22 protein-coding genes and 2 tRNA genes are annotated in these 22,570 nt (G+C 34.6%); 6 read left to right on the forward strand and 18 right to left on the reverse strand.

Translation table 11 applies throughout. The features are described 5' to 3' along the window. Positions 1-2: 2 nt before the first annotated feature. The 7 genes from IJI93_RS08940 to tes form a co-directional block, all read right to left on the reverse strand. Positions 3-75, reverse strand: a tRNA-Phe gene (locus IJI93_RS08940). A 3-nt stretch (positions 76-78) separates the two neighbouring features. Continuing rightward, positions 79-150, reverse strand: a tRNA-Val gene (locus IJI93_RS08945). 158 nt (positions 151-308) lie between these two features. Further along, entirely contained in the window at positions 309-509 is a 201-nt protein-coding gene (locus tag IJI93_RS08950; protein WP_042691314.1) for a histone family protein, read from the reverse strand. Positions 510-714: 205 nt separating this feature from the next. Then, the gene (locus IJI93_RS08955) at positions 715-1,989 is read right to left on the reverse strand and encodes a tRNA (N(6)-L-threonylcarbamoyladenosine(37)-C(2))-methylthiotransferase (RefSeq protein WP_292822258.1); all 1,275 of its coding nucleotides are present in this window, start codon (positions 1,987-1,989) and stop codon (positions 715-717) included. Between the two features lie 10 nt (positions 1,990-1,999). Next, on the reverse strand, positions 2,000-2,620 hold the full coding sequence (locus IJI93_RS08960; RefSeq protein ID WP_292822260.1) for an HVO_0476 family zinc finger protein: 621 nt from the start codon (positions 2,618-2,620) through the stop codon (positions 2,000-2,002). Between the two features lie 28 nt (positions 2,621-2,648). Further along, complete coding sequence (gene hacB, locus IJI93_RS08965; protein WP_292822262.1) at positions 2,649-3,134, reverse strand: homoaconitase small subunit; 486 nt, start codon at positions 3,132-3,134, stop codon at positions 2,649-2,651. A gap of 91 nt (positions 3,135-3,225) precedes the next feature. Next, positions 3,226-4,731 (reverse strand): tetraether lipid synthase Tes, encoded by a 1,506-nt coding sequence (gene tes, locus IJI93_RS08970; protein WP_292822264.1) that lies wholly within the window; start codon positions 4,729-4,731, stop codon positions 3,226-3,228. A 142-nt stretch (positions 4,732-4,873) separates the two neighbouring features. On the opposite strand from tes, the gene IJI93_RS08975 reads away from it, so the two are divergent. Beyond that, positions 4,874-5,440, forward strand: coding sequence for a CDP-2,3-bis-(O-geranylgeranyl)-sn-glycerol synthase (locus tag IJI93_RS08975; protein WP_292822266.1), 567 nt, complete (start codon positions 4,874-4,876; stop codon positions 5,438-5,440). Positions 5,441-5,478: 38 nt separating this feature from the next. On the opposite strand, the gene IJI93_RS08980 is transcribed toward IJI93_RS08975, so the two are convergent. The 8 genes from IJI93_RS08980 to IJI93_RS09015 all read right to left on the reverse strand — a co-directional run bounded on the left by IJI93_RS08980 (position 5,479) and on the right by IJI93_RS09015 (position 13,941). After that, the gene (locus IJI93_RS08980; protein ID WP_292822268.1) at positions 5,479-6,501 is read right to left on the reverse strand and encodes a hydantoinase/oxoprolinase family protein; all 1,023 of its coding nucleotides are present in this window, start codon (positions 6,499-6,501) and stop codon (positions 5,479-5,481) included. Positions 6,502-6,503: 2 nt separating this feature from the next. Further along, entirely contained in the window at positions 6,504-7,592 is a 1,089-nt protein-coding gene (locus IJI93_RS08985; RefSeq protein WP_292822270.1) for an ATP-grasp domain-containing protein, read from the reverse strand. Further along, positions 7,576-8,898 carry a non-hydrolyzing UDP-N-acetylglucosamine 2-epimerase gene (gene wecB / locus IJI93_RS08990; RefSeq protein ID WP_292822272.1) on the reverse strand — a complete coding sequence of 441 codons (1,323 nt, stop codon included), beginning with the start codon at positions 8,896-8,898 and terminating at the stop codon, positions 7,576-7,578. The genes IJI93_RS08985 and wecB overlap by 17 nt, the downstream gene beginning before the upstream one ends. A gap of 54 nt (positions 8,899-8,952) precedes the next feature. Beyond that, a complete protein-coding gene (gene truA / locus IJI93_RS08995) occupies positions 8,953-9,819 on the reverse strand; it encodes a tRNA pseudouridine(38-40) synthase TruA (protein WP_292822274.1) in 867 nt (288 codons plus the stop codon). A gap of 61 nt (positions 9,820-9,880) precedes the next feature. Beyond that, positions 9,881-10,387, reverse strand: coding sequence for a GNAT family N-acetyltransferase (locus tag IJI93_RS09000; RefSeq protein WP_292822276.1), 507 nt, complete (start codon positions 10,385-10,387; stop codon positions 9,881-9,883). 48 nt (positions 10,388-10,435) lie between these two features. Next, positions 10,436-11,290 (reverse strand): ABC transporter permease, encoded by an 855-nt coding sequence (locus tag IJI93_RS09005; RefSeq protein WP_292822278.1) that lies wholly within the window; start codon positions 11,288-11,290, stop codon positions 10,436-10,438. Beyond that, entirely contained in the window at positions 11,283-12,212 is a 930-nt protein-coding gene (locus tag IJI93_RS09010; protein WP_292822298.1) for an ABC transporter permease, read from the reverse strand. Before IJI93_RS09010 ends, IJI93_RS09005 begins: the two co-directional genes overlap by 8 nt. Before the next feature lie 112 nt (positions 12,213-12,324). Continuing rightward, the gene (locus IJI93_RS09015) at positions 12,325-13,941 is read right to left on the reverse strand and encodes an ABC transporter substrate-binding protein (protein WP_292822280.1); all 1,617 of its coding nucleotides are present in this window, start codon (positions 13,939-13,941) and stop codon (positions 12,325-12,327) included. A gap of 346 nt (positions 13,942-14,287) precedes the next feature. On the opposite strand from IJI93_RS09015, the gene IJI93_RS09020 reads away from it, so the two are divergent. Continuing rightward, the gene (locus IJI93_RS09020) at positions 14,288-14,980 is read left to right on the forward strand and encodes a 4Fe-4S double cluster binding domain-containing protein (RefSeq protein WP_292822282.1); all 693 of its coding nucleotides are present in this window, start codon (positions 14,288-14,290) and stop codon (positions 14,978-14,980) included. Here IJI93_RS09020 and IJI93_RS09025 read toward each other — a convergent pair. Beyond that, positions 14,975-15,538, reverse strand: a complete 564-nt coding sequence (locus IJI93_RS09025) for a GNAT family N-acetyltransferase (RefSeq protein WP_292822284.1) — start codon at positions 15,536-15,538, stop codon at positions 14,975-14,977. The two genes, IJI93_RS09020 and IJI93_RS09025, sit on opposite strands and share 6 nt — an antisense overlap. A 146-nt stretch (positions 15,539-15,684) precedes the next feature. Between IJI93_RS09025 and IJI93_RS09030 the strand changes: the two genes are divergently transcribed. Together IJI93_RS09030 and IJI93_RS09035 are read left to right on the forward strand one after the other, a co-directional pair. Further along, positions 15,685-16,632, forward strand: coding sequence for an ABC transporter ATP-binding protein (locus IJI93_RS09030; protein ID WP_292822286.1), 948 nt, complete (start codon positions 15,685-15,687; stop codon positions 16,630-16,632). A 1-nt stretch (position 16,633) separates the two neighbouring features. Then, entirely contained in the window at positions 16,634-17,254 is a 621-nt protein-coding gene (locus tag IJI93_RS09035) for an ABC transporter ATP-binding protein (RefSeq protein ID WP_292822288.1), read from the forward strand. 273 nt (positions 17,255-17,527) lie between these two features. Here IJI93_RS09035 and IJI93_RS09040 read toward each other — a convergent pair whose 3' ends face one another. After that, positions 17,528-18,889 (reverse strand): MATE family efflux transporter, encoded by a 1,362-nt coding sequence (locus tag IJI93_RS09040; RefSeq protein ID WP_292822290.1) that lies wholly within the window; start codon positions 18,887-18,889, stop codon positions 17,528-17,530. A 97-nt stretch (positions 18,890-18,986) separates the two neighbouring features. Here IJI93_RS09040 and IJI93_RS09045 point away from each other — a divergent pair, with 97 nt between their 5' ends. Together IJI93_RS09045 and IJI93_RS09050 are read left to right on the forward strand one after the other, a co-directional pair. Continuing rightward, positions 18,987-19,925 (forward strand): hypothetical protein, encoded by a 939-nt coding sequence (locus tag IJI93_RS09045; RefSeq protein ID WP_292822292.1) that lies wholly within the window; start codon positions 18,987-18,989, stop codon positions 19,923-19,925. Between the two features lie 47 nt (positions 19,926-19,972). After that, positions 19,973-20,431, forward strand: a complete 459-nt coding sequence (locus IJI93_RS09050; RefSeq protein WP_292822294.1) for a hypothetical protein — start codon at positions 19,973-19,975, stop codon at positions 20,429-20,431. A 22-nt stretch (positions 20,432-20,453) separates the two neighbouring features. On the opposite strand, the gene IJI93_RS09055 is transcribed toward IJI93_RS09050, so the two are convergent. Beyond that, the coding region (locus tag IJI93_RS09055; RefSeq protein WP_292822296.1) for a cation-translocating P-type ATPase at positions 20,454-22,570 on the reverse strand (2,117 nt) is incomplete at its 5' end.

Raw genomic sequence — 22,570 nt, forward strand, 5'->3', positions numbered from 1 at the left:
AATGCCATGGGCCGGACTTGAACCAGCGACATCTAGATCTTCAGTCTAGCGTTCTCCCATCTGAACTACCATGGCATATGGACCGAACGAGATTCGAACTCGTGATCTCCTCCACGTCAAAGAGGAATCATACCCCTAGACCACCGGTCCCATATAACATTAAATATTTTATAAAAAGTAATATATAAAGTTTGCCTTACACAGGACAGGTCTATAAAATAAGTTAAAAATAAAAAAAATTGACCAAGAAAAATGGCCAATAGATTTTATTATATAAAGCTTTTATTGAAAATAACTAATTAGAAAATCTATTTGATTGCTAATTTGATATCTTCAGCTTTTACAGTTTTTCTACCAGCGTGGCGTGCGAAATTAACAGCTTTTTGTGCGATTTCGTCACCTTTTTCTTCTAATGCTTCAGCTAATGCAATTTTTGCATCATCACTAATTCTTTGTGCGCCAGCATTTTTTAAGATACGACCGACTGGTGCGATTGGTAATTCACTCATAATTACACCTCCAATTAAATGATAGTATGCAATAGTATATAAATGTATCGGTAAAACTGCATATACTATCCCTATATTTAGGTAGTGCACTTATGAGAAAATGCTTTTGAAAATTAAAAAAAAATATAGAAATTGATTATAATTAAAGGATAAAAATTAAGTAAAAATATAAAATAAGAATAAATAAAAAATTAAAAAATTTTCTTTACGCTAATTCGCTTCTAAGGTAAGTTGATGTCGCTTCGGTTATTTTTACATTAACAAAGGTTCCTAATTCAACATTATCAATAATTACTGGAATATAAGAATTTGTCTTTGCAATAAATCCTCCTTTAGAACCTTTTTCAATAACCAAGACATTTTGATAAGAACCAACTAATTCACGGTTTTCATCTTCAGTTATTTTGGATTTAATTTCAGATAAAAATTTAGATCTTTTCTTCATCACATCACGGGGAATTTCTTCAAGCGATGATGAAATTGCGCCCTTCCTGTGTTGATATTTTGACAAATGAATTAAACTTGGCCTTACATTTTCAAGCAATTTAACAGTGCAGTTGAAATCTTCATCATTTTCTGTCGGATACCCCACAATAATATCTGTAGCCAATGTCAAGTCTGGAATTTCACTTTTGAATTTTGATACGATATCCAGGTATTGGCCAATACTATGACCCCTCCTCATTTCGGATAAGACCTTGTCACTGCCTGATTGTATTGGTAAATGTATGAAATTATATACCTTCGGCTGTTTAATTGCTTCAATTATATCATCAACATTATTTAAAATATTTTTAGGATGCATCATTCCAACACGAACACGGAAATCTCCTTCTAAATTAGCCACTTCTTTAATTAAATCAGACAGTTTCTCACCAGTGTCCTTACCGAAAGCGGCAGTATCCTGGGCAGTGAGCTGAATTTCACATGCCCCATTTTCAATAGCTTCCTTTGCCTCCCTAACAATATCCTTTATTGGATAGCTATTCAAAGGCCCACGAGCAAAACGAGTACAACAAAAAGCGCATGCACCCAAACAACCCTCACAAATTTGAATAATATGGATTAAGCTATCATCAGTGACTTTAGGAACACACACCTTACTTTCCTTTGAAAAACCGGTTTCACGAATGACCTCTCCGCAGTAAGTTCCGTTAACCACATCAGCAGATTTATTCAATTGATGAGGTCCTATCCAGGAACAGTTCGGACCAATCTTTTCCAATTTTTCAGGATCGATTTCGACCATGCATCCGCTGACAATGACTTTTTTATCAGGAAAATCCTCTTGAAGCTTTTGAATTTTATAAACAACCTTATTTTCAGTTGGCAATTTAACATAGCAGGTGTTTACAATAATTACATCCGCTTCTTCAATAGAATCGACAAGGTCTATTTCGTTTTCAAGCAATACCCCTGCCATTATCTGGCCATCTGCCTTATTGAATGTACATCCATAAGAGTCAATATATACTTTCATGGTATTATCCCTATGAAGTTTTCTTAAAAATATCTTTAGTTAAATCATAATCAAAATTATTGAATTTGACAGGTTTTGAATAAACTCTCTTAATAACTCCTGCTTTAGCAAATCCTGAGGTGAGTTTTCTATCTTGAGTTTTTATTACATGCACTTTTACAATATGCTTATCTATTTTAACGACATCGCCTGGAGCTATCTCAAAGTCCCTATCCAAATCCAACTTGTATGAGTCAACTTCACCATGCAAATCAACTGAAAATCCAATACGTGCTGGAATTTCAACAGAAGTCGCCCAAATAGTATCAATATCCTCAATTTTAGATTTATTTACTCTTTTATCATTTACTTCAATACTGGTTACCTCAACTTGGCCGAATTCTGATAGCAAAATCTCTCCAGTTTTAAGTTCATCGCTTGGAGATAAATCGATAGTGGTTTTATGAGATTTATCCTGTTCTGAAATAATTAATCTGTAAGGTTTTGGTTTTTTAGCAGAAAATATATCTTTAAAGACATGACCACATGATTCACATCTTAATAGATACTCTTCCATCAATTTTGTTTTTGATGACTTTTGTTTTGAGTTTAATATTTCAATGTCATCCGAACCGCAAATAGGGCAATCCATTTTTTAATTCCTCCTTGAAAAAATAAAATCATTCTTTATCATTTAAATAATGGTTGACTAGGCCACCGTCCTCTAAAATATTTAGCATGAACTCTTTAAATGGTTCAAAAGTAGTAGATTTGCCACTTGTTTCATTGACTAAAGTTCCTTTTGACAAATCAATGCTAATTATATCCCCATCTTTAGCCTCAATATCTGAAACAATTACGGGCAAACCAATATTAATTGCATTTCTATAAAAAATCCTTGCAAATGATTTAGCGACAATTGCATCAACACCCGCTGTTTTAATGGCTACAGGCGCCTGCTCTCTTGAAGAACCGCATCCAAAGTTTTCATCAGCAACAATAATATCTCCCTTTTTAACATTTTTAGTGAAATCAGGCCTTTCCCCTTCCAAGACATGATCTGCTAAATCCTGAGGATTGAATGTTCTCAAATATCTTCCGGGGATAATCACATCAGTGTCAATATTCTCCCCAAAAGTCCATGTTTTTCCTTTAATAATATCCATTTATATCACTATGAAATTAATTGATAAAAAAATGAAGTATTTGGGAAACCCCAAATACAGAATAAGTTTTTGGTGATTTTTTTATAAATTTTTAATTTTTACCTTTAAAAGGTACTGAAAATTCTCTTTCAACAGCTTCACGATATATGGAATTCATTGTACAGAACGGTATGATTCTACCGTCAGGTGTTGCATAATGAATAACACATTTTTTAACCCTGTCTTCATCAAAATTAAATGGGTCCATGAAATGCATACATGAAATAAGCATTGCATCTTTAGAAAAGTCTCCTAATGCCTCATAATCCCTTTTAGCAAATACATTATATAATATTTTTGTAATGTCCAAATCCTTAGGGGACCTGCTGGTATGAATCATTTTTGCAAGATTTCCTGTTAATCCAGCTAAAACTCTCTTATGAGAACCAAATTTGCCTTTTCTAAGTTTTTCATTGTATTCCTTTAATTTATTGCATAAATCATCAACATCAATGAAATCTGTGATTGGGATTAATTTATCTTTTCCACTGCCTTCAGTTTTTTCTCTGAATACATAAGTAGCAATTCCACAATGCTCATGACAGTTCAATGTTACTTTAGCTGATTCCTCACCATCCAATAATGAAATGAACTCTGCAATCGGTTCAACGAAAGAAGGCGGATAAAATGCGGAAGTAGGAACTTGACCGTCAGTTTCCTTTTCGATAATGTCAACAAAGTCAGGAATGGTAATCCTTTGCTCTTCAACACGGTCTGAAGGAGTTCTTCCTGAGAAAGATACCGGCTGGAAGTTGACACCATAAATAATGTCATTATTATCAAAAGCAAACTTAATAATTTCCCCAACTTGATTGTCATTAACGCCTTTAACTAAAGTAGGAACCAAAACAACACCTAAACCAGCTTCCTTACAGTTTTCAATAGCTTGAAGTTTATCCGGAAGCAAATCTCTTCCTTTATTTATAATGTAAGGTTCTGAAGTTACGCCTTCAAAAGAAAGGTAAACTGTATTCAAACCGGCATCCTTTAATTGTTTAGCTAAACCTTTTCTTTTAGCTAATCTGATACCATTAGTAGCTATTTGAACATGAGTGAAACCTTCTTCTTTAGCCATTTCAATAAGTTCAATAATGTCTTTTCTAACTGTAGGCTCACCACCGGCATATTGAATAGCCGGACATGGATTAGGCTTTAAGTTTCTTAGATTCCTAAGCATTTGCCTTATTTCATCCTGACTAGGCTCATACAAATATCCTGCAGCTGCAGCATTAGCAAAACATACAGGGCATTTTAAATTACACCTGTTTGTAACATCAATAAGCCCCAATACAGTGGAAGTTTCGTGTTTTGAACATAATCCACAATTGCTTGGACAAGCACCTGTATCTTCCACACAAGGATTTTCTACACCGGTTATTGAAGGAGTATAGACTTTTACTTTATCGTATAACTCTCCATCACTCCAATAAGTGTTTACAAACTCCCCATGCTCATCACAAGTCTTTTTAATGAAAACTTTTCCATCCTCATTAAAAACCTCAGCGGAAAGTGGTTTACCACACTCAGGGCATAAACTTTTTGTATCTTTAATTTTCAAAAAAATCACCTTTAACTAATAACATTTATTATTAGTATTACTTACATAATATTATATATTTAAATTAAGGTAATATTTAAAGTTAATTAATATATACTAGTTAGAATATAATTTAAATACAAAGAATCTGGAGAAAAGATTAATGAATGTTGATATCCAAATGTTACTGATTGCATGCGTCACAACACTTTACTTCATATTGCCTGCGTATTTTTCTAATGGTGCGGGATTAGTGTTTGGAGGAGGCACCCCTGTTGATTTTGGGAAAGGTGATAGCAACGGCGTTAGATGGATAGGTGACGGAGTTACATGGAGAGGCTTGATTGCAGGAACCATTGTTGGAATATTAACCGGAATCATCCAAGGATTTCTCGCTCCAGCAATAATGGCAAACTTCGGACAACTTATTATAACTCCAATCGTCACCGATGTAAGCAGCGGAATACTAATCGGATTTTTGCTGGGTTTCGGTGCTCTTTTAGGTGACGCTATAGGAAGTTTTTTAAAAAGGAGACTTGGGATTGGAAGAGGAAAGCCTGCCCCTCTTTTAGATCAATTAGACTTTTTAATTGTTGCATTAATCTTAGTTTCATTAGTCATTGAACTCAGTTTATCCTTTATTGTTATAGCAATCGTATTGACCTTAATTATACATTTACTTGCCAATACCGGCGCATATTTACTTGGTTTAAAGGACGTTTGGTATTAACTTATTTTAAAAAAAAAGATTGAAAGAGGACAAGCCCTCTAATTTAAATATTTTTTCATCATTACTGCAGTTCCGACAGCCGGCGCAACAACACATTCCTCATCAGTTAAGATTTCACCCATGGATTTTACTTCAAGACCTAAAAGCTCTGCTGCGGGCTTATCTAAAATATCTTTACCAAGGCCAGTTACAACAATCAAATCCAAATCTTGCGCTTCATGAACCTGTTTTAGGCCATCGGCAATTTGCTCTACTTGCTTTTGATGAATAAATTCAGACATTTCAACAATTTCATCCATGCCCAACATTTCCAAATCCGCACAAACAACACGGGCAATCCTTTTTGCACAATCTGTTTTTGATTTGGATTCACCGTCAAATGTATCGCAAACATAATCATCTTCTCCTATCAAATCCAGAACAGTATAAACATCGGCAGTCTGTGCAAATAATTCAGAAGCAACTCTGTATTCTTTACCATTTAACTCAACCTTATCCAGGAAACTGGCCAAGTTAGTCCTTAAAGTTCCGGTGTAAACCAATTCACCAGTTGCAGACCTGTCAAAATCAGATTTGCCAATTGCACATTCCGCACCATTTTTAATAGGAATAATATCTGTTGTAGTGCTGCCGGTATCAATGAAAATACAGTTATCAGAAATTAAAGTGGCAATCTGAGCTGTCGCAATCCAGTTAGCGGCCGCTGCCTTAAGAGGAGAACTTCCGATTTCGGCTTTTGACATCATCCCATCAATTCCCACATAAGCTATCGGGCAGTTGAAAGTGTCTTCACATTTTCTGACGACATCCAAAACTCCGTCTTTTTTGGTATCATATGCATCAACAAGTTCGGCAGTCATTGAAATCCCAACAGCATCAATTTCAGTGATTGGGCATATATTTCCAATCAGTTCAACCAAAACCCGTGACAAATCATTATTATTGCTCCACATTGGAAGATAGGCAAAATCAACTTCAATTTTTTTTATTTCATCTCCATCAAAGTCGATGACCGCCAAATCAGTATTGGCGCCTCCAATATCAAAACCGGCTATCTTCATAATCATACTCTCCTAATTATTAAATTATCTCCGGACTTTTTAAATTCAACCTCACCATCCAGTGAAATATCCAAATCATTAATGGTTATCTTTTCGTCAATAAGGTCAATTATTGATTTTCCTATATTAAAATCGGCAACTTGCTTTAAACCGACATAGGGTGTTGTAAATCGAGAATTGATTTCCAAAAGATACACTGAGTAAATGTCTTTTTCATCAGAATTGATAATCAAATCAACTCCTACAAAACCCTTCAAGCCATCAATAGCTTCAACTGCCTTTTTAGCTATTTCAAATGCCTCATCCTTATATTTATTTTCAAATGGTAATTTTCCACCCATATATATTCCCTTATCATTTTTAAGTTCAACGAATTGTTTATTGAGACTTAAAGGAATGGCACTTTTTCCATCACTGATTAGACTAACGCTTACATCAGTTCCATCAATGAATTCCTGAACTATAACCCTTGAACCTGGCTTGAAGATTTTATCCAAATCCAAAGTTAAATCTTCAATTTTTTCAATTACTACAATATCCTCACAATCCACTCCAGTTAACGGTTTTATGATAAGTTTTAGAGGAGTTAACGGATCTTCAGCTTGCCATTTTTCATGCAAATTTTCAATCGCCCTTTTCCAGTATCCCTTAGGATCAATTTTAAATCTGAATGTTCTTGGCTGTGGAACTATATTTGAAAGAACTTCATAAGTTTCGGATTTGTCAGATGCAATAAAACAGGCCTCAGAAGAAGAATTATAAATATTAACATCGTTTTCTTCCAATATTTTTGCAATATTGAAAAGATTGTTGTCGTTTTCTGCAGCTATGAAAATAGCATTGTCAAACTTAGATGCATTGTCCTTTAACCATTCTATAACATCAACATCGATAAAGATTGGATTGACATTTTTATAATCCTTAATAACACCTTCATAAGATTCATTGATAACCAAATCTACATTAAATTCATTTAAATCATCCAAAAGTGCAAATATCAATGCTTCAGCTTCAGATATTATGCATTTATCCTTTTCGCCTGAAGCCGTAAAATATTCAAAAACCAAAATAGAATCATTCTCTTTCATCATAACTAACACACATACCTTTTATATTCAAATCATCATTAGGAAATCTCATCTTGTCACCATCAAACACCAAATGGATTAAAGCGTTTTTACTGTCTTCAAATTCATTAACCGTGATGTCCTCAGTCACCATAGCCATTTTTCTTGTAAATGAACCCATTATGTCTTCAGGAGCTGAAATATCAAGTAGACCTTTTGCATAATAATCTTCGATTGCATCAACCGTCAATTTTGCGGAATCCCCCATACCATATGGATTAGGAGCATTTCTCATTTTATCTGCAAATTCATTATCGTTTAAGATTTTAAATGCATTTTCCAAGATTGCATTTTTATCGGAACCGACAAGAATATTCCCACCAGCAGTCACGGTTTCTGGTCTTTCTGTATTGTATCTTAAAGTTAAGGCAGGCACGTCAAGGGTTATGGCCTCTTCCTGAAGACCACCTGAATCCGTTAAGATTAATGTGGAAGCTGAAGTCAATTGCAGGAAATCCAAGTACCCTAAAGGTTTTATAATATGAACATGTTCCAAATCATTTAATTCATCAAACAGGCCAAAGTTTTGAAGAGTATTTTTGGTTCTAGGATGAATCGGGAAAATAATATTCATATCACTTAATTCCTTTAAAGCTCCAATAATATTAGTCACTCTTTGCTTGTCATCCACATTTTCTGCCCTATGCATTGTTAAAGTCAAAATGTTATCCATATTATCAATGTCTAACTCGGCAAGTGATTCTTCTTCAAATCCTTTTTTCTTGGCTATTTCCAGATGTCTAAAGCAAGCATCGACAACGGTATTTCCGGTAATGATTAAGTTTTTCCTTGAGAAACCCTCAGCCAAAAGGTTAATTGCAGATTCTTCAGTTGGAACAAAATACATTGCTGAGCAAACATCAGCAACACGCCTATTGACTTCCTCAGGCATAGTCATATCAAATGACCTGAGTCCTGCTTCGACATGGCCTATTGCAATATGCAATTTGGAAGCTACAATAGCTCCTGCAAGCACTGCATTGGTGTCCCCCTGAACAAGAACTATATCCGGTTTTTCATCCAGCAGTATCTCCTCAATTCCCTGCATCATCAAACCTGTCTGCCTGCCGTGAGTGCCTGAACCGACATGAATATTGTAATCCGGAGCAGGAATTTCCAAGTCCCTGAAGAAATTATCGGACATCTCCTCATCATAATGCTGACCGGTATGCAATATAATCTGGTCGATTCCTCTCTTTGATATCTCATCAATAATAGGGGCCATCTTAATAATTTCTGGCCTTGTTCCCAAAATGGTTGCTATTTTCATAATATCATTTAGTATATTTATTAAAAATTACATAAAAAAGTTTTACCGTGATAATTAAAATTCATGTAAATCATTTAAACTTTTTATCATTGATTCACGAATGGCATATCTTTTCTGCAAATCCGTAAGAGAATCAACCAAATCCCGCCTGAATCTCTCACATGCATAATCGTCATAAGTGAAGTTGATTCCATCATATTGAATATCCATCAAAATCAGATATTCCGCTTCCATAACTTTAATGTAAGCTCGAGGCTCATTTTCTTTTGGATTCAATAATCTTTCCACTTCCTCCAAATCCATTTTTCCTAAAGCCACATCAACAAAAACCCTCATCATTTTCCTTACCATGTTCCATAAAAACGATTCACCATAAATATCCACAAATATCGGAGAGATGGTATCATGCAGATTTGGAAATTCCCTTTTATGATAATCATTCAGGTCCACTTTTGTGATTTTAATGTCATCGATTGTTCTTGTAGTTGTCTTTTGAAAGCGTTTTGTAAAATTAGTGAAATTATGTGTTCCCTTAAAGATTTCAGCCACTTGCCTAATCTTATCAACATCCAAATCCTGGAATAACATATAGCGATAATGTCTCATTTGAGCATATCTTGGCTTGAATGCATATCTTACAGGAGCGCTGGCTAAAATCTGAATATCATCCGGAAGGGAATTGTTGATTTCATTGACACGGACTTCCTTTTCAGACTGAAAACTGATTACATTGCCTAAACTGTGAACACCTGCATCTGTTCTTCCCGCAATTCTGAATCTGGACTTTTTCAAATCATCGATGTAGTCAAGCTTGCGCAAATGATAAATAAGTTCCTCTTCGACAGTCCTTAAGTCAGGCTGTCTTTGAAAGCCATGGAAATTGGTTCCGATATATCCAATCTTTAGTGCTGTTCTTTTCATTGATAATAATTTTAAGTGTAATATAAAATAAGTTTTTAGGAAAAAGATTTAGGAAAATAAATTAAATCAAATTTTTAATCATATGAGTAGTTTCATCATAGTCATCTTCTTCAAAGGTTACCTCATATCCAAGAGATTTCCAAAAAGGTATGGCTGCTTCAAGATATCTGTGCGAATTTAAATAAATACGACGATACTCTTCATCTTTAGCGAATTTTTCAATTACCTCGATAAGTACACGTGCAATACCATTTCTCCTATATTCTTTATCAACCATTAATCTCCAAATGCTTGCAGTATCATCCCCACAGCATGTCTCCTTAAGAAACTCGTAATCCTTATCATAAGCCCTAATACCTGCAGTTGCAACTATATTATCTCCATCCAAAGCTATAAAAAAGTTGTTTCTCTCAGGCAATATATAATACTCTTTTAATCCTTCAATATCATAATGAAACTTAGGAGTTGGACCAATACCATAGACTTCCTTAATCTGATTATATAAAAAAGATTTAGCCAAATCAATTTCATCACAATCATCATTAATTTCACGAATGATAATATTCATTTTATCACCTATTAAAAAAATAAAAAAAAGAGAAATGTAATATTTCTCTTATTCTTGAGCGGTTTCAGGATTGAGTAATTTTTCAACATTTTCCCCAATAAAGTCAAATAGCAATACAACAATCAATAATGACATACCTGGGTAAAATGCTAACCACCAGTATCCGGATGATAAGTAATGCATTGATTCTGACAATATAACACCAATTGCAGGTTCATGAGGAGGTAAACCAAATCCTAGGAAAGTAATTGCTGCTTCGTGCATGATTGCATGAGGAAACATTAAAATTACACCTACAATTATTTGAGAAACAATTAATGGGAAAATATGTTTAAGCGCAATCCAAACTTTTGATCTTCCTAAATTTTCTGCCAAATGAATATATTCTTTGGTTTTAATTTCTTTTACTTCAGACCTGAGAACTCTTGCAAGAGGAGTCCAATGGGTTAAACCAACACCCATAATTACCCCAAACACTCCACCACCAAACATGATGGAAACCAGAATAATTAAAAGAATGTGTGGAATAGAACCAAATAAGTCTATAATTCCCGCAACTGTCTCATCAGCCAATTTGTTGAAACTTGAAAATAATCCTAAAATAATGGAGATTATAGTACTGACAACAGATGCAATAAAACCTACCATTAAACTTAATCCAAGCCCTGCAATTGTTCTTTGAAACATATCTCTTCCCATCCAATCGGTACCAAAGAGATGTTCCAAGGAAGGCATTTGATTAGCAGAAGCAAAATTAGTTGGAATATCTCTTATGAAATAACCGCATACAAAAATGCTTACAATAACTAATACTGAAAGTCCAATAATCACAAGAGTCTTTGTTCTGAGATTTGCACGGTATATAAACCATGGCTCCTTATCATTTGTTTTCTTCTTAATCATTGAACTCGCTCTCCTTAATTCTTGGATCGATGAAATAATAAGAAATATCCGCAAGCAAGTTTCCAACAAATACGAATATTGCACTGATAAGTACAATACCTAAAAATAAAGGTACATCATTTTGAAGACCAGCAGCTACTGCCGTTTGACCAATTCCAGGATATGAAAATACCTGTTCTACAAGCACTGCACCACCAAACAGTTCACTGAATGATAAAAACTGTAAAGTAATTGCAGGAAGTAAAATATTCCTTATTCCATGATTTTTCACTAAATCCCAACCTTTTTCACCTCTAGATTTTGCAAACAGTACATAATCAGATGATAATACTTGGGTTAATTCATTACGTGTGTACATGGCAATTGGCGCCACACCAACAACACTTAATGTCAATGTAGGAAGAACCAACCTTGATGCCCACTCCATAAATGTAGCATCTGTACTTTTAACACCTATCGGAACACCAAATCCTATAGGGAACCATCCTAAATAAACGGCAAATATCATTAAAATAAGCATTCCAACCCAAAAAGAGGGAGCTGATTGAATCGCATAACAATAAACTTTGACCGCTTTGTCAATCCAGGATCCTTTATTTTTACCAGCCACTACTCCTAAGGCAAATCCAATGATACCACTAAATATCCATGAAAGAGCCATTAACACTACAGAAGCTGAAAATTTATCAATTATTACATCAATAACCGGAGCACGATATATCAAGGAAGTTCCTAAATTACCTTGGATTAAATCCAAAAGCCAATGAAAAATTTTTGTAGGCAATGGAACATTGGTACCAAAATATCCTTCCAGAATAGCCCTTTGGGCTTCTGATACTGCTGCACCTTTTAAATAAGCACTAACAGGATCAATAGGGGATAAATCTAGTAATACAAAACTAAAAATTGCAACAGCAACCATCAGTATTATAAAACGTACTAATTTAAAACCAAAATATTTAATTATTTTTTGTTTATTCAATGAAATAAACCCCCTTGAAGATTTTAAAAAAAAATAAAAAAAGGAAAATGATTTAAGCTGTGGTTCTTGTCCACTCACAGATGTTAATTAAGAAATCATTTCCTAAACCGTCAGGTTGGTTACCTATATCAATTCCATCTTTAATGAAATAGTTATAGTTGTAGTTAACAAGCCATGCAAATGGAGCATCACCAGCAGGACCCCAACCTCCGCCGTTAACTAAAGCGGATTGAGCCCATAATGTATTAGCTGCTTCTAAATCTGTGGAGTGCATAGCTTCTTCCATCAATGCATCGGAAGCGGAATTGTTGTATAAACCAGGATTCATATAGAATTCATCAGCAGCTTTACTGTGGAATTGCTGATAGATGGATTTATATGGGTCGGGGGAAGTTTGTTGCATTAATGCAGCTGAGCTGTACATGTTTGCATAAATTGTATCCCAGTCAGCACCAACAAGGTTTACTTCAATTCCAATTTCTTTAGCTTGTTCTGCAAATACGGTTGCTAGAGATTGTCTGTCAAGATAGTCTGGCGGGTAGTATAAATCAAATGATGCTTTTGTACCATTTTTCTCTACAATTCCATCACCGTCAGTGTCTTCCCATCCGCCATCCTTCAAGATTTGTTTTGCTTCATCTACATTTCCATCTTGAACTGCGGCATCAGGGTTTGCATACGCTCTTGTATCAACACTTGTATATTCCGGAGTAGCGTGACCTGAGAATACCTCATCACACATTTTTTGACGGTTGACACCAACGTTTAATGCTTCTCTGATTGCTTTATCAGCAGTTACATTGTTACCTATTTTCCAGCCGCTTTCATTAGTTACTTCACCATTATCTTCAAGGTAAGGGAAGGATACACCTTGTGCCCTACCTGCTGATTTTTCAACAAACTTGTAACCGTCTACACTTTGGTTTAATGCGGAAGTTGCAACAGGCACAACATCCACTTGACCTGATTTTGCAAGTTCTAACCAGGTTGATTCTTCAGGGAACAACATGGTTACTTGAGTGAAGTATGGTTTATCGCCGTAATAATTATCATTTACTTTGAATATTGCTTGTTGACCTTTATCCCAGTGGTCTAATACATATGGTCCGGTACCAATTGGATTTTCACCATAAGTATTATTATCATATTCTTCAGGCACGATACCAACATATCTTAAATCATAAATAAAAGTTGATCTTGGTTCAACTAATTCAAATTTAACGCAAGTGTCATTTACTGCAGTTACCTTTTCAAGATTAGTTAAATCCAAATCTGTTTCAGTATCTTTTGCTGTATTAAATGTGAATGCAACATCTTTAGCGTCGAATGTTGAATTATCGGAGAATTTTACATCATCCCTAACATTTACTACCCAAGTTTTTCCATCATCTTCAATTGAATAATCTGTTGCTAAATCAGGGACAATAGTCCCATTTGAATCTGTTTTAAATAAACAACTTTGAACTAGGGGATTATAGTTCATGTGTCCGCATCCCCAACCAGTGAGCGGGTTAAAACCTGCTTCTGGTTCTTTCATATTACTGTGAGCTGCTACTGTTAAGTGTGTTGGATCATCATCATGGGATCCTCCCATCAAAGCAAAAGCACCAATTGCAACGATAGCTATTGCTGCCACAGCCCCAATAATCATCATCATTTTTTTATCCATAAACTTTCACCATCATTAAAATCATAATACGCATATTAAAACAAAAGTATTACTTTATACTAAAAAAATACTTAATAAGTAATACAAATTTTAATTATTTTAATATCAATAATATTTTACAAATAATACATATAAAAAGATATTTATTACTTTTAAAATTGAATTCATAAATATAAAAAAACGATATAATCATATGAAAAAAATAAAGATTGTTAATTTTAAAATAACAAAATTTTATCAGTTATATAAAAAATATTTAAAAATCAATACAGATAATGTAAAAAATTTTTAACTAAAAATAATACAAAACTAAAATTTATATAAAATCAGTGGTAAATATTGCCTCATGTCATTATCCATCAAATTAAAAAAATTCATGTTAAAAAACGGTGCTAATGAAGTAGGATATGCAGACATAACCAATTTTACACCAAAACCCAGATTGAATATAGGGGTTGTTTTTTACATAACTTATCCCAAAGAAATCATAAGGAATATGCAAAATGCACCAACTAAAGAATATCTTAATGAACTAATAAAACTCAATTCCAGATTGGATGAGTTAGGAATGAAATGTGAAGAGTTTTTAATAGATAATGGATATGATGCTTATGCACAAACAAAAAAAAGACTAGGAACTGATTTTGGCGAGTTCAATTCATTTGAATTACCTCATAAAACCATTGCCACCCGCGCAGGTCTCGGCTGGATTGGAAAATCCGCATTATTTACAACATTGAAATATGGATCTGCATTAAGACTATCATCAGTATTAACAAATGCTCCATTAGATATCGGAAAGCCAATACTCAAATCAAAATGCGGCAAATGTGAAATATGTAAAGATGCATGTCTAGGTGGTGCGATAAGTGGTAAAGAATGGAATTACAAGCTTCACAGAAATGATTTTTACGATGACAAAAAGTGTGAAAAGTATGCTTTAAAAATATCTGAAGAAAATTTGGGAAAAGCGGACACAGTATGTGGAAAATGCATTTACGTTTGCCCACATACACAAAAATACATTAAAAGGTTATAATTTTACTGCATATCTCAAATCATATGCTTGAGGACTAATTTCTAATCCTTGAATTTTTTTATCCATATGGACTGTTTGAAGCTCATCATTTGCATCAAGAGAAACAACAAAACCCATTTTGGTCCAAAAGGTTAATGCTCCATCCAAGTTTTTATGAGTATGCAAATAAATGTCGTCATAACCAACTGCATTAGCAAAACTTTCAGCTACACTAAACATTTTAGAAGCTAAGCCACAACGTCTGCAGCGCCTGTCAACAAATAATCGCCATATACTTGAAGTAGTTTCTTTAGAATACAAATGTCTAAACTCTGGAAAATCTTTATCATAAGCCCTAATACCAATAGTTGCTATGATTTCACCAGTTTCCTCAGCATATGCAACAAAAAAATTATTCTTTTTCGGATCGATATAATATTCCTTCATGTTCATAACATCCTGATGCCATTCGGGAACATAATCATATCCAAATTCAATTTTTATCATATTAAACAAGAATTTCTGAACATCTGCAATTTGTTTAGAATCATTGCTTAATTCCTTAATAATTACATTCATATTAATCCCTTTTAGAAAAAAGTATTACATTTTAGAAATATATTAATCAATTAGTAATACTTTTTTATTGATTTTGATTAACTTTAATATTGATAAAGAACAAATTAGTATATAAAATTTGTCATTTAAATTATTAGGGTGATTTAATGGAAAAATTATTAGATGTTGAAAACGTTTCTATTTCATTCATTCAATATACTCAAGGTTTAAATCAAAGAGATTTAAAAGTTATCACCGATTTAACCCTGGACATATCTGAAGGAGAAATATTAGCAGTATTAGGTTCAAGCGGATCAGGTAAAAGTTTACTTGCACACGCAATATTCGGAATCCTACCTGAAAACGCAAATTTAAACGGTAAAATCAAATACAACGGAAAAGAACTATCACAAAAAGACAAAGAAGAAATCCGAGGAAAAGACATAGTGTTAGTACCACAATCAGTAAACTTCCTTGACCCACTAATGAAAATATCCGACCAAGCAATCGGACACACGGAAACGGATGAAGAAAGAAAACAAAAGAAAACAAAGCAAAGGGAAATCTTCGAACATTACAACCTAGGCCCAGAAGTGGATGACATGTACCCATTCCAACTATCCGGAGGAATGGCAAGAAGAGTACTCGTATCAACAGCATTACTATCAGACCCTAAACTCGTCGTAGCGGATGAACCAACACCAGGTTTAGACCAAAAAACAGTAGAAGAAACATTAAATCACTTCAAACACATGAAAGAAGACGGAATAGGAGTACTTCTAATCACACACGACATCCACGCAGCACTGGAAGTCGCAGACAGAATAGGAATATTCTACTCAGGATACGTAATCGAAATCGCACTCAAAGAGGACTTCTCAGGCGATGGAGAAAACCTGCTCCACCCATACACAAAAGCACTATACAAAGCACTGCCCGCAAACGGATTCGAACTAACCAAAGGACACCAACCACTACACGGAGAAATACCAAACGGATGCCCATACTACGACAGATGCGAAATGAGATTCGACAGGTGTAAAGATGAGAGGCCTCAACTAATCGACCTAGGAAACAAAAAAGTCAGATGTTTTAAATATGAGGAAGGTGCATAACATGGAACTTATTGGTTCAAATATTTCATTTAAATATCCTTCAGCTAAAAAATACATATTAAAAGATATTGACATATATCTGGACAACAAAAAAATAACAGGTTTTGTTGGAGACAGTGGAAGCGGTAAGTCAACACTTTGTAAAATTCTCTCCGGATACATACAAAGATATGATGGAAGAGTAACTTTAAATGGTGAAGAACTTCCTAAAAAGGAATTCTGCCCAGTACAACTAATCTATCAACATCCTGAAAAGGTTATGAATCCAAAATGGAAAATGAATGATGTATTAGGCGAATCTTGGGAAGTCCCTGATGAACTCTTAGAAGAGTTCGGAATTCAAAAATCCTGGCTTACAAGATTTCCCCAAGAACTGTCCGGAGGAGAACTCCAAAGATTTTCAGTTCTAAGAGCAATAAATCCTAAAACAAAATTTTTGATAGCAGATGAAATGACAACAATGTTAGATGCTATAACCCAAGTGCAAATCATAGACTCAGTTTTAAAAATAGTAAAAGAAAGAAACATGGGTTTCCTGCTTGTAAGCCATGACATGGATTTGGTCAACACAATATGTGATGATGTAATCTACCTAAAAGATATTAACAACATTGATAAATAAGGGATCCTATCTCTTATTTATTTTCTATTTTTTTGAATATGACTTAAATGCCTATTAAAATAAGGAAGTTTGAAGTAATAGAGGAAGGAAACAATTTTGAAAGATAGGTGTATATTTTCTTGGCATGAGTAAAAATAATAAATTTAATAATTACTTCAAACTCTAAATTATAGTTTATATTCACTAGTATAAATACTTTTTTATAAAAAAGTATTACTTAAATATTAATAATAATAAAAATAGTATTATTTCAAAAAAAATTATAAAAAATATTCAATCAATAAGCTTTTTAATGGTCAAATCCGCCCACAGCAATGTGATGTTATTTGAAACGACTTCACCTAAAACAATTCCCATCCAAGCACCCCAAACACCCCAATTTAGGACAATTGCAAACAATACTGCAAAAAATATTGTAAAACCAGTTTCCCTCATGATTGTCTGAAACATTGCGGTTATTCCTCGACCTATTCCCTGGAAAACATAAGTTGATGCAACACCTACGGCCATTGTCGGATAATAAATAACAATCCATGACAAAAAGCCTGTAAGCTCAGAAGCTATTCTTACACTTGTTCCGGAAGATGCAAATATTGAAGCAATATCTCCCGCAAAAACATTAGTCAGGATAGCTACCGCAAATGCAAAAATCATGGAAATCTTCATTGCATACCTATGGGCTATTTGAATGTTTTTATAGTTTTTGGCACCATAATTTGCAGCAATCACACTTATCAAAGCCGTTCCAATAGCCAAAAGTGGAGTTGTGCCTATTGTTACTATCCTCCAACCTGTGGAATAGACCGCAACAGAATCAGTCGAGCTTACAAAGGCCAGAAGTGCTGAAAAGACCGCTGCAAAAAATGCATTGTTCAAAAGCTGGATGCTTGCCGGAATGCCTACTTTAACAATGTCCAATCCAATATCCTTTTCAAGATTAAAATTTCCAAAAATCGGCTTTAGATAGGTGTCCTTTTTAATATAAAACCAATAAAGCAAAATCAGAATAACAAAAACTGCTGAAATTATTGTCGCAATAGCTGCACCTTTAACACCCAAATTCAAGTAATAAATAAAAATCGGATCCAGAATCATGTTTAGTATGGCTGATGCAATCATGGCATACATCGGCCTAGTGGAATCTCCTTCTCCCCTGTAAATTCCATACAAGGCATTTGAAAGGATTATGAATATCGAACCTAAAACAATAATGTTTCCATAATCCGTTGCATAACCGATTGTCTGGCCAACACCCATAGCATTCAAGATTGGTATGAGTAAAATCCAAAGGATAACTGTTATGATAATCGATACTGCAATATCTATTAAAATTGAATGAGCTGACGCATTATCCGCCTTTGACTTGTTCCCCTCGCCAACATATTTCGATATTGCAAAGGCCGCACCGGCTCCCAAACCGTTTCCGAAACCGACCAGAATCATGAATATCGGTGTGAAAAATCCGACGCCAGCAAGTGCGTCAGCACCCAAACCAGATACCCATGCCGCATCAATAAGATTGTATAAGCTAGAAATAAGAAGTGAGATAATCAATGGTATAGACATCTTTAAAAGAGCCTGCTTAGGGTTTCCAAGCATTATATCTACACTATTTGAATTATCCCTATTTTTCATAAATAATTATTAAACTTTATTCAGATATAAAGTTAATTAACTTCAGTATAATCAACTTTATTAATAGAATTTAATATAGATATTATGAGGATTAAATATGGTGGAAAATGCACGTTGGGATAGTTCCCTATCATTTATTTTAGCAATGATTGGCGCTTCAGTTGGATTAGGAAATATATGGCGCTTCAGTTATGTGCTTTATTCAAATGGTGGGGGAAGCTTTTTTATCCCTTACCTGATTGCAATAGCCATCATGGGAATTCCATTTTTAATCTTGGAATATGGAATCGGATTCAGTTTTAAAGACTCCTTTACAAACATATTTAAAAGAATTAATCCAAAATTTGAATTTATATCCTGGATAATCATATTAATCATTTTCACGATTGGAATCTACTATGTGGTTATTATAGGTTGGGATTTGGCATATCTATTTTCCAGCTTCACATTTTCCTGGGGAAATGACCCTGCATTGTACTTTACAAAAACCATTGGCGGAAATTCAAATTTATCCAACCCGATTTCCTTTTTAATTCCAACTACCCTATGTGTAGTATTTGTTTGGTTTTTAACCTGGTTAATTTCACATAAAAACTTAAATGACGGAATTGCAAAATTCTCAAAAATAGCTATTCCTCTGCTTTTTGTGATGATGACTGGCATTATTATCTATGCTTTAACGCTTCCAGGAGCATATATCGGCATTGAAACACTAATCAAACCTGACTGGAATATGCTTTTAAACATCAATGTATGGCTTGCGGCATTCTCCCAAATATTATTTTCATTAAGCATGGGACAGGCCATTGTAGTGACACTCGCAAGTTACCTTCCTGAAGATTCCAAACTAATAGATAACATATTCATAGTGGTCATATCAAATTCCCTGTTTGAAATATTTACCGCATTTGGCGTTTTTTCAATTTTAGGCTATATGTCATTTAACTCAGGAATTCCTATGATTCAGATAATCAGTGAAGGAACAGGATTAATATTTGTTGTTTTCCCAAATATATTTAATATAATGGGCCTATAGGACATGTTTTAGCGCCATTATTCTTTTTAGTCATTTTCTTTGCTGGAATGACCTCCATTATTGGAATGATAGAGCCTGTGATAAATTCAGTATTGCACAAGTTTAAAATGTCCCGTAAAAAATCAGTGACAATAGTCTGTGCCATAGCATGTATGTTCTCATTAATATTTACAATCAACATCGGCAGTTACCTTGTCGGCATTGTTGATGGATTTGCAAATACATTTGGCATTCTGCTATTTGTTGCAATTCAATGCGTAATCTTTGGATGGATCTATGATATCAAATCACTCATACCAATTCTAAATGAAAATTCAAGAATCAAAGTAGGCAAAACATGGGTTATCATCATTAAATATGTATTGCCTATTTTTATCATCATCATGTGGCTAATGGGAGTTTCCAACCTTCTATTGAATCCTGAATTAATTAATTTAATTGTATATTCAATCATAACCGTCCTTATTCTAACAGCAAGTGGGGTCCTATATAAAATTAAATCATGAATATTTAAAAAAAAAAGAAAAATTAGAATAGTGGATCTTTCACCATTCCAATTCTAAATGAGTTTAGAATAACCAATAAAGTTAAACCCAAATCTCCAAAACCAACAGACATCATTAATGTGATAATACCTAACACCGCAAGCACTACACACAAGAGTTTTACTGCAATTGCCACAGTAATATTCTCCTTAATGATTCTCATTGTCTTATGGCTTAAGGCAAACAAATACGGTAGTTTTGAAATATCATCCTGCATCAATGCAACATCTGCTGTTTCAATGGCTACATTAGAACCTGCAGCACCCATTGCAATACCTATGTTTGCACGTGCCAGTGCAGGAGCGTCATTGATTCCATCTCCAACCATTGCCACATCACCAAACTTGTTTCTTATTGTATCCAGGATATTTAACTTGTCTTCAGGAAGCAGATTGGAATAGACATAATCGATTCCGATTTCATCCGCGACATTTTTTGCCGCATGTTTATTGTCTCCTGTAAGCATTACAGTCTGCACACCTTGATTTTTCAAGTCATTGATAACTTCTACTGCGTTATCCCTGATTTTATCTGACACGGTTATGATACCCAAAACCTTTTCGGAGTTTCCGACAAAAATCAATGTTTTGCCTTCACTTGAGTACCTGTTAATTTCATCTCTTGAGATATCAAAGCTGGATCCTTCAATTAGTGATTCATTTGCAGCATAGAACTGCTCACCGTTAATGTTGGCAACGATTCCCTTACCAGGAACGTTTTTAAATTCTTCAATATCATCAAAAATTATATTGTTTTCATCTGCATAATTAACGATTGCCTGAGCAATCGGGTGAGAAGAATCATGTTCCAATGATGCGGCGATTTTTACAATATCCTCTTTAGATAAATTATCATCAAGAACTTCAACATCACTTAATTTGAGCTTTCCTTCAGTTAAGGTACCTGTCTTGTCAAAGATTACCGCTTTGACATTACGCATCTCTTCAACATAGGTACTGCCCTTAATGATGACTCCATTTCTGGTAGCTGAAGTAATGGCAGAAACCATGCCCACCGGAGTTGAAATCAAGAATGCACATGGACATGAAATTACCAGAAGTGAAAGAGCCTTATAAACCCAATCGGTTAAGTTTTGACCGAATAACAATGGCGGGACAAATGCAACAATGGCGGCTCCAACCATCATGATAGGAGTGTAATATTTGGCCACCTTTTCAACTAAAGATTCTGTTTCAGACCTGTTGAGCTGAGACCTTTTAACCAAAGTTACTATTTTTGAGATTACTGAATCCTTAGCGGCGGTAGTTACCCTTATTTCCAGATATCCATCCTCATTTACAGTTCCGGAAAATACATCATCTCCAACTTCTTTTAAAACAGGAACACTTTCACCGGTGATTGATGCCTGGTTGATTGAAGAGGAACCCAAGATAACTTCACCATCCAAAGGAACTTTGTCACCAGGTTTTACAATGACAATATCTCCAATCTCCACTTCATCGACATTTCTAATCTCTTCCTTATCCCCTACTTTGACCCTGGCAGTATCAGGGGCAATTTCAACCAATGATTTAATTGAGCGTTTAGCTCTGTGTTCGGCATAGTCTTCTAAGAATTCCGCAATATAATAAAGAAAAGTTACTGCAGCACCCTCTTCAGGATGCCCAATAATGAATGAAGCAACACAAGCAATACACATTAACATTGCAGGGCCAACAGTGTGCCTTTTAACTAATGAATTATAAGCCAAAATAGCTATTTCATAACCTGCAATTGCTGCTCCAACCATATAAGTGGCTGTTACAATGGTTGGGCTAAATGACAACCATTCAAAAATATGGCCTAAAACAAATAATATTCCGCTTGCAAGGATGATTTGAATAGGTCTGTTTGCAATTAGAGGCTTTCCTTCAGCCAATAATTCTCCATCGCCATGTTCGTGGTCATGGTCATGGTCATCATCAGCACAGTCCGGACAACCGCAAAGGCTAAATTCAATGTCTTCATCATCATGGTCGTGATCATGGCAACCACAATCATCATCAGTGCAGACATCTTCCTCATGAGAATGGTCATGATGCTCATCCCCATGGTCGTGATCATGGCAACCACAATCATCATCAGTGCAGACATCTTCCT

The sequence above is a fragment of the Methanobrevibacter sp. genome, assembly GCF_017431965.1.
In the GTDB taxonomy this organism is placed as follows: Archaea; Methanobacteriota; Methanobacteria; order Methanobacteriales; family Methanobacteriaceae; genus Methanocatella.

Coding starts and splice junctions, on each gene's coding strand:
- IJI93_RS09050 (WP_292822294.1), top strand. CDS start 19,973: ATGACCTCCATTATTGGAATGATAGAGCCTGTGATAAATTCAGTATTG.
- IJI93_RS08960 (WP_292822260.1), bottom strand. CDS start 2,620: ATGGATTGCCCTATTTGCGGTTCGGATGACATTGAAATATTAAACTCA.
- IJI93_RS09015 (WP_292822280.1), bottom strand. CDS start 13,941: ATGGATAAAAAAATGATGATGATTATTGGGGCTGTGGCAGCAATAGCT.
- IJI93_RS09030 (WP_292822286.1), top strand. CDS start 15,685: ATGGAAAAATTATTAGATGTTGAAAACGTTTCTATTTCATTCATTCAA.
- IJI93_RS09000 (WP_292822276.1), bottom strand. CDS start 10,387: ATGAATATTATCATTCGTGAAATTAATGATGATTGTGATGAAATTGAT.
- hacB (WP_292822262.1), bottom strand. CDS start 3,134: ATGGATATTATTAAAGGAAAAACATGGACTTTTGGGGAGAATATTGAC.
- IJI93_RS08955 (WP_292822258.1), bottom strand. CDS start 1,989: ATGAAAGTATATATTGACTCTTATGGATGTACATTCAATAAGGCAGAT.
- IJI93_RS09005 (WP_292822278.1), bottom strand. CDS start 11,290: ATGATTAAGAAGAAAACAAATGATAAGGAGCCATGGTTTATATACCGT.
- IJI93_RS08980 (WP_292822268.1), bottom strand. CDS start 6,501: ATGAAGATAGCCGGTTTTGATATTGGAGGCGCCAATACTGATTTGGCG.
- IJI93_RS08950 (WP_042691314.1), bottom strand. CDS start 509: ATGAGTGAATTACCAATCGCACCAGTCGGTCGTATCTTAAAAAATGCT.
- IJI93_RS09040 (WP_292822290.1), bottom strand. CDS start 18,889: ATGAAAAATAGGGATAATTCAAATAGTGTAGATATAATGCTTGGAAAC.
- IJI93_RS09025 (WP_292822284.1), bottom strand. CDS start 15,538: ATGAATGTAATTATTAAGGAATTAAGCAATGATTCTAAACAAATTGCA.
- IJI93_RS08985 (WP_292822270.1), bottom strand. CDS start 7,592: ATGATGAAAGAGAATGATTCTATTTTGGTTTTTGAATATTTTACGGCT.
- truA (WP_292822274.1), bottom strand. CDS start 9,819: ATGAAAAGAACAGCACTAAAGATTGGATATATCGGAACCAATTTCCAT.
- IJI93_RS09020 (WP_292822282.1), top strand. CDS start 14,288: ATGTCATTATCCATCAAATTAAAAAAATTCATGTTAAAAAACGGTGCT.
- IJI93_RS09045 (WP_292822292.1), top strand. CDS start 18,987: ATGGTGGAAAATGCACGTTGGGATAGTTCCCTATCATTTATTTTAGCA.
- wecB (WP_292822272.1), bottom strand. CDS start 8,898: ATGAAAATAGCAACCATTTTGGGAACAAGGCCAGAAATTATTAAGATG.
- IJI93_RS08975 (WP_292822266.1), top strand. CDS start 4,874: ATGAATGTTGATATCCAAATGTTACTGATTGCATGCGTCACAACACTT.
- IJI93_RS09035 (WP_292822288.1), top strand. CDS start 16,634: ATGGAACTTATTGGTTCAAATATTTCATTTAAATATCCTTCAGCTAAA.
- IJI93_RS09010 (WP_292822298.1), bottom strand. CDS start 12,212: ATGGTTGCTGTTGCAATTTTTAGTTTTGTATTACTAGATTTATCCCCT.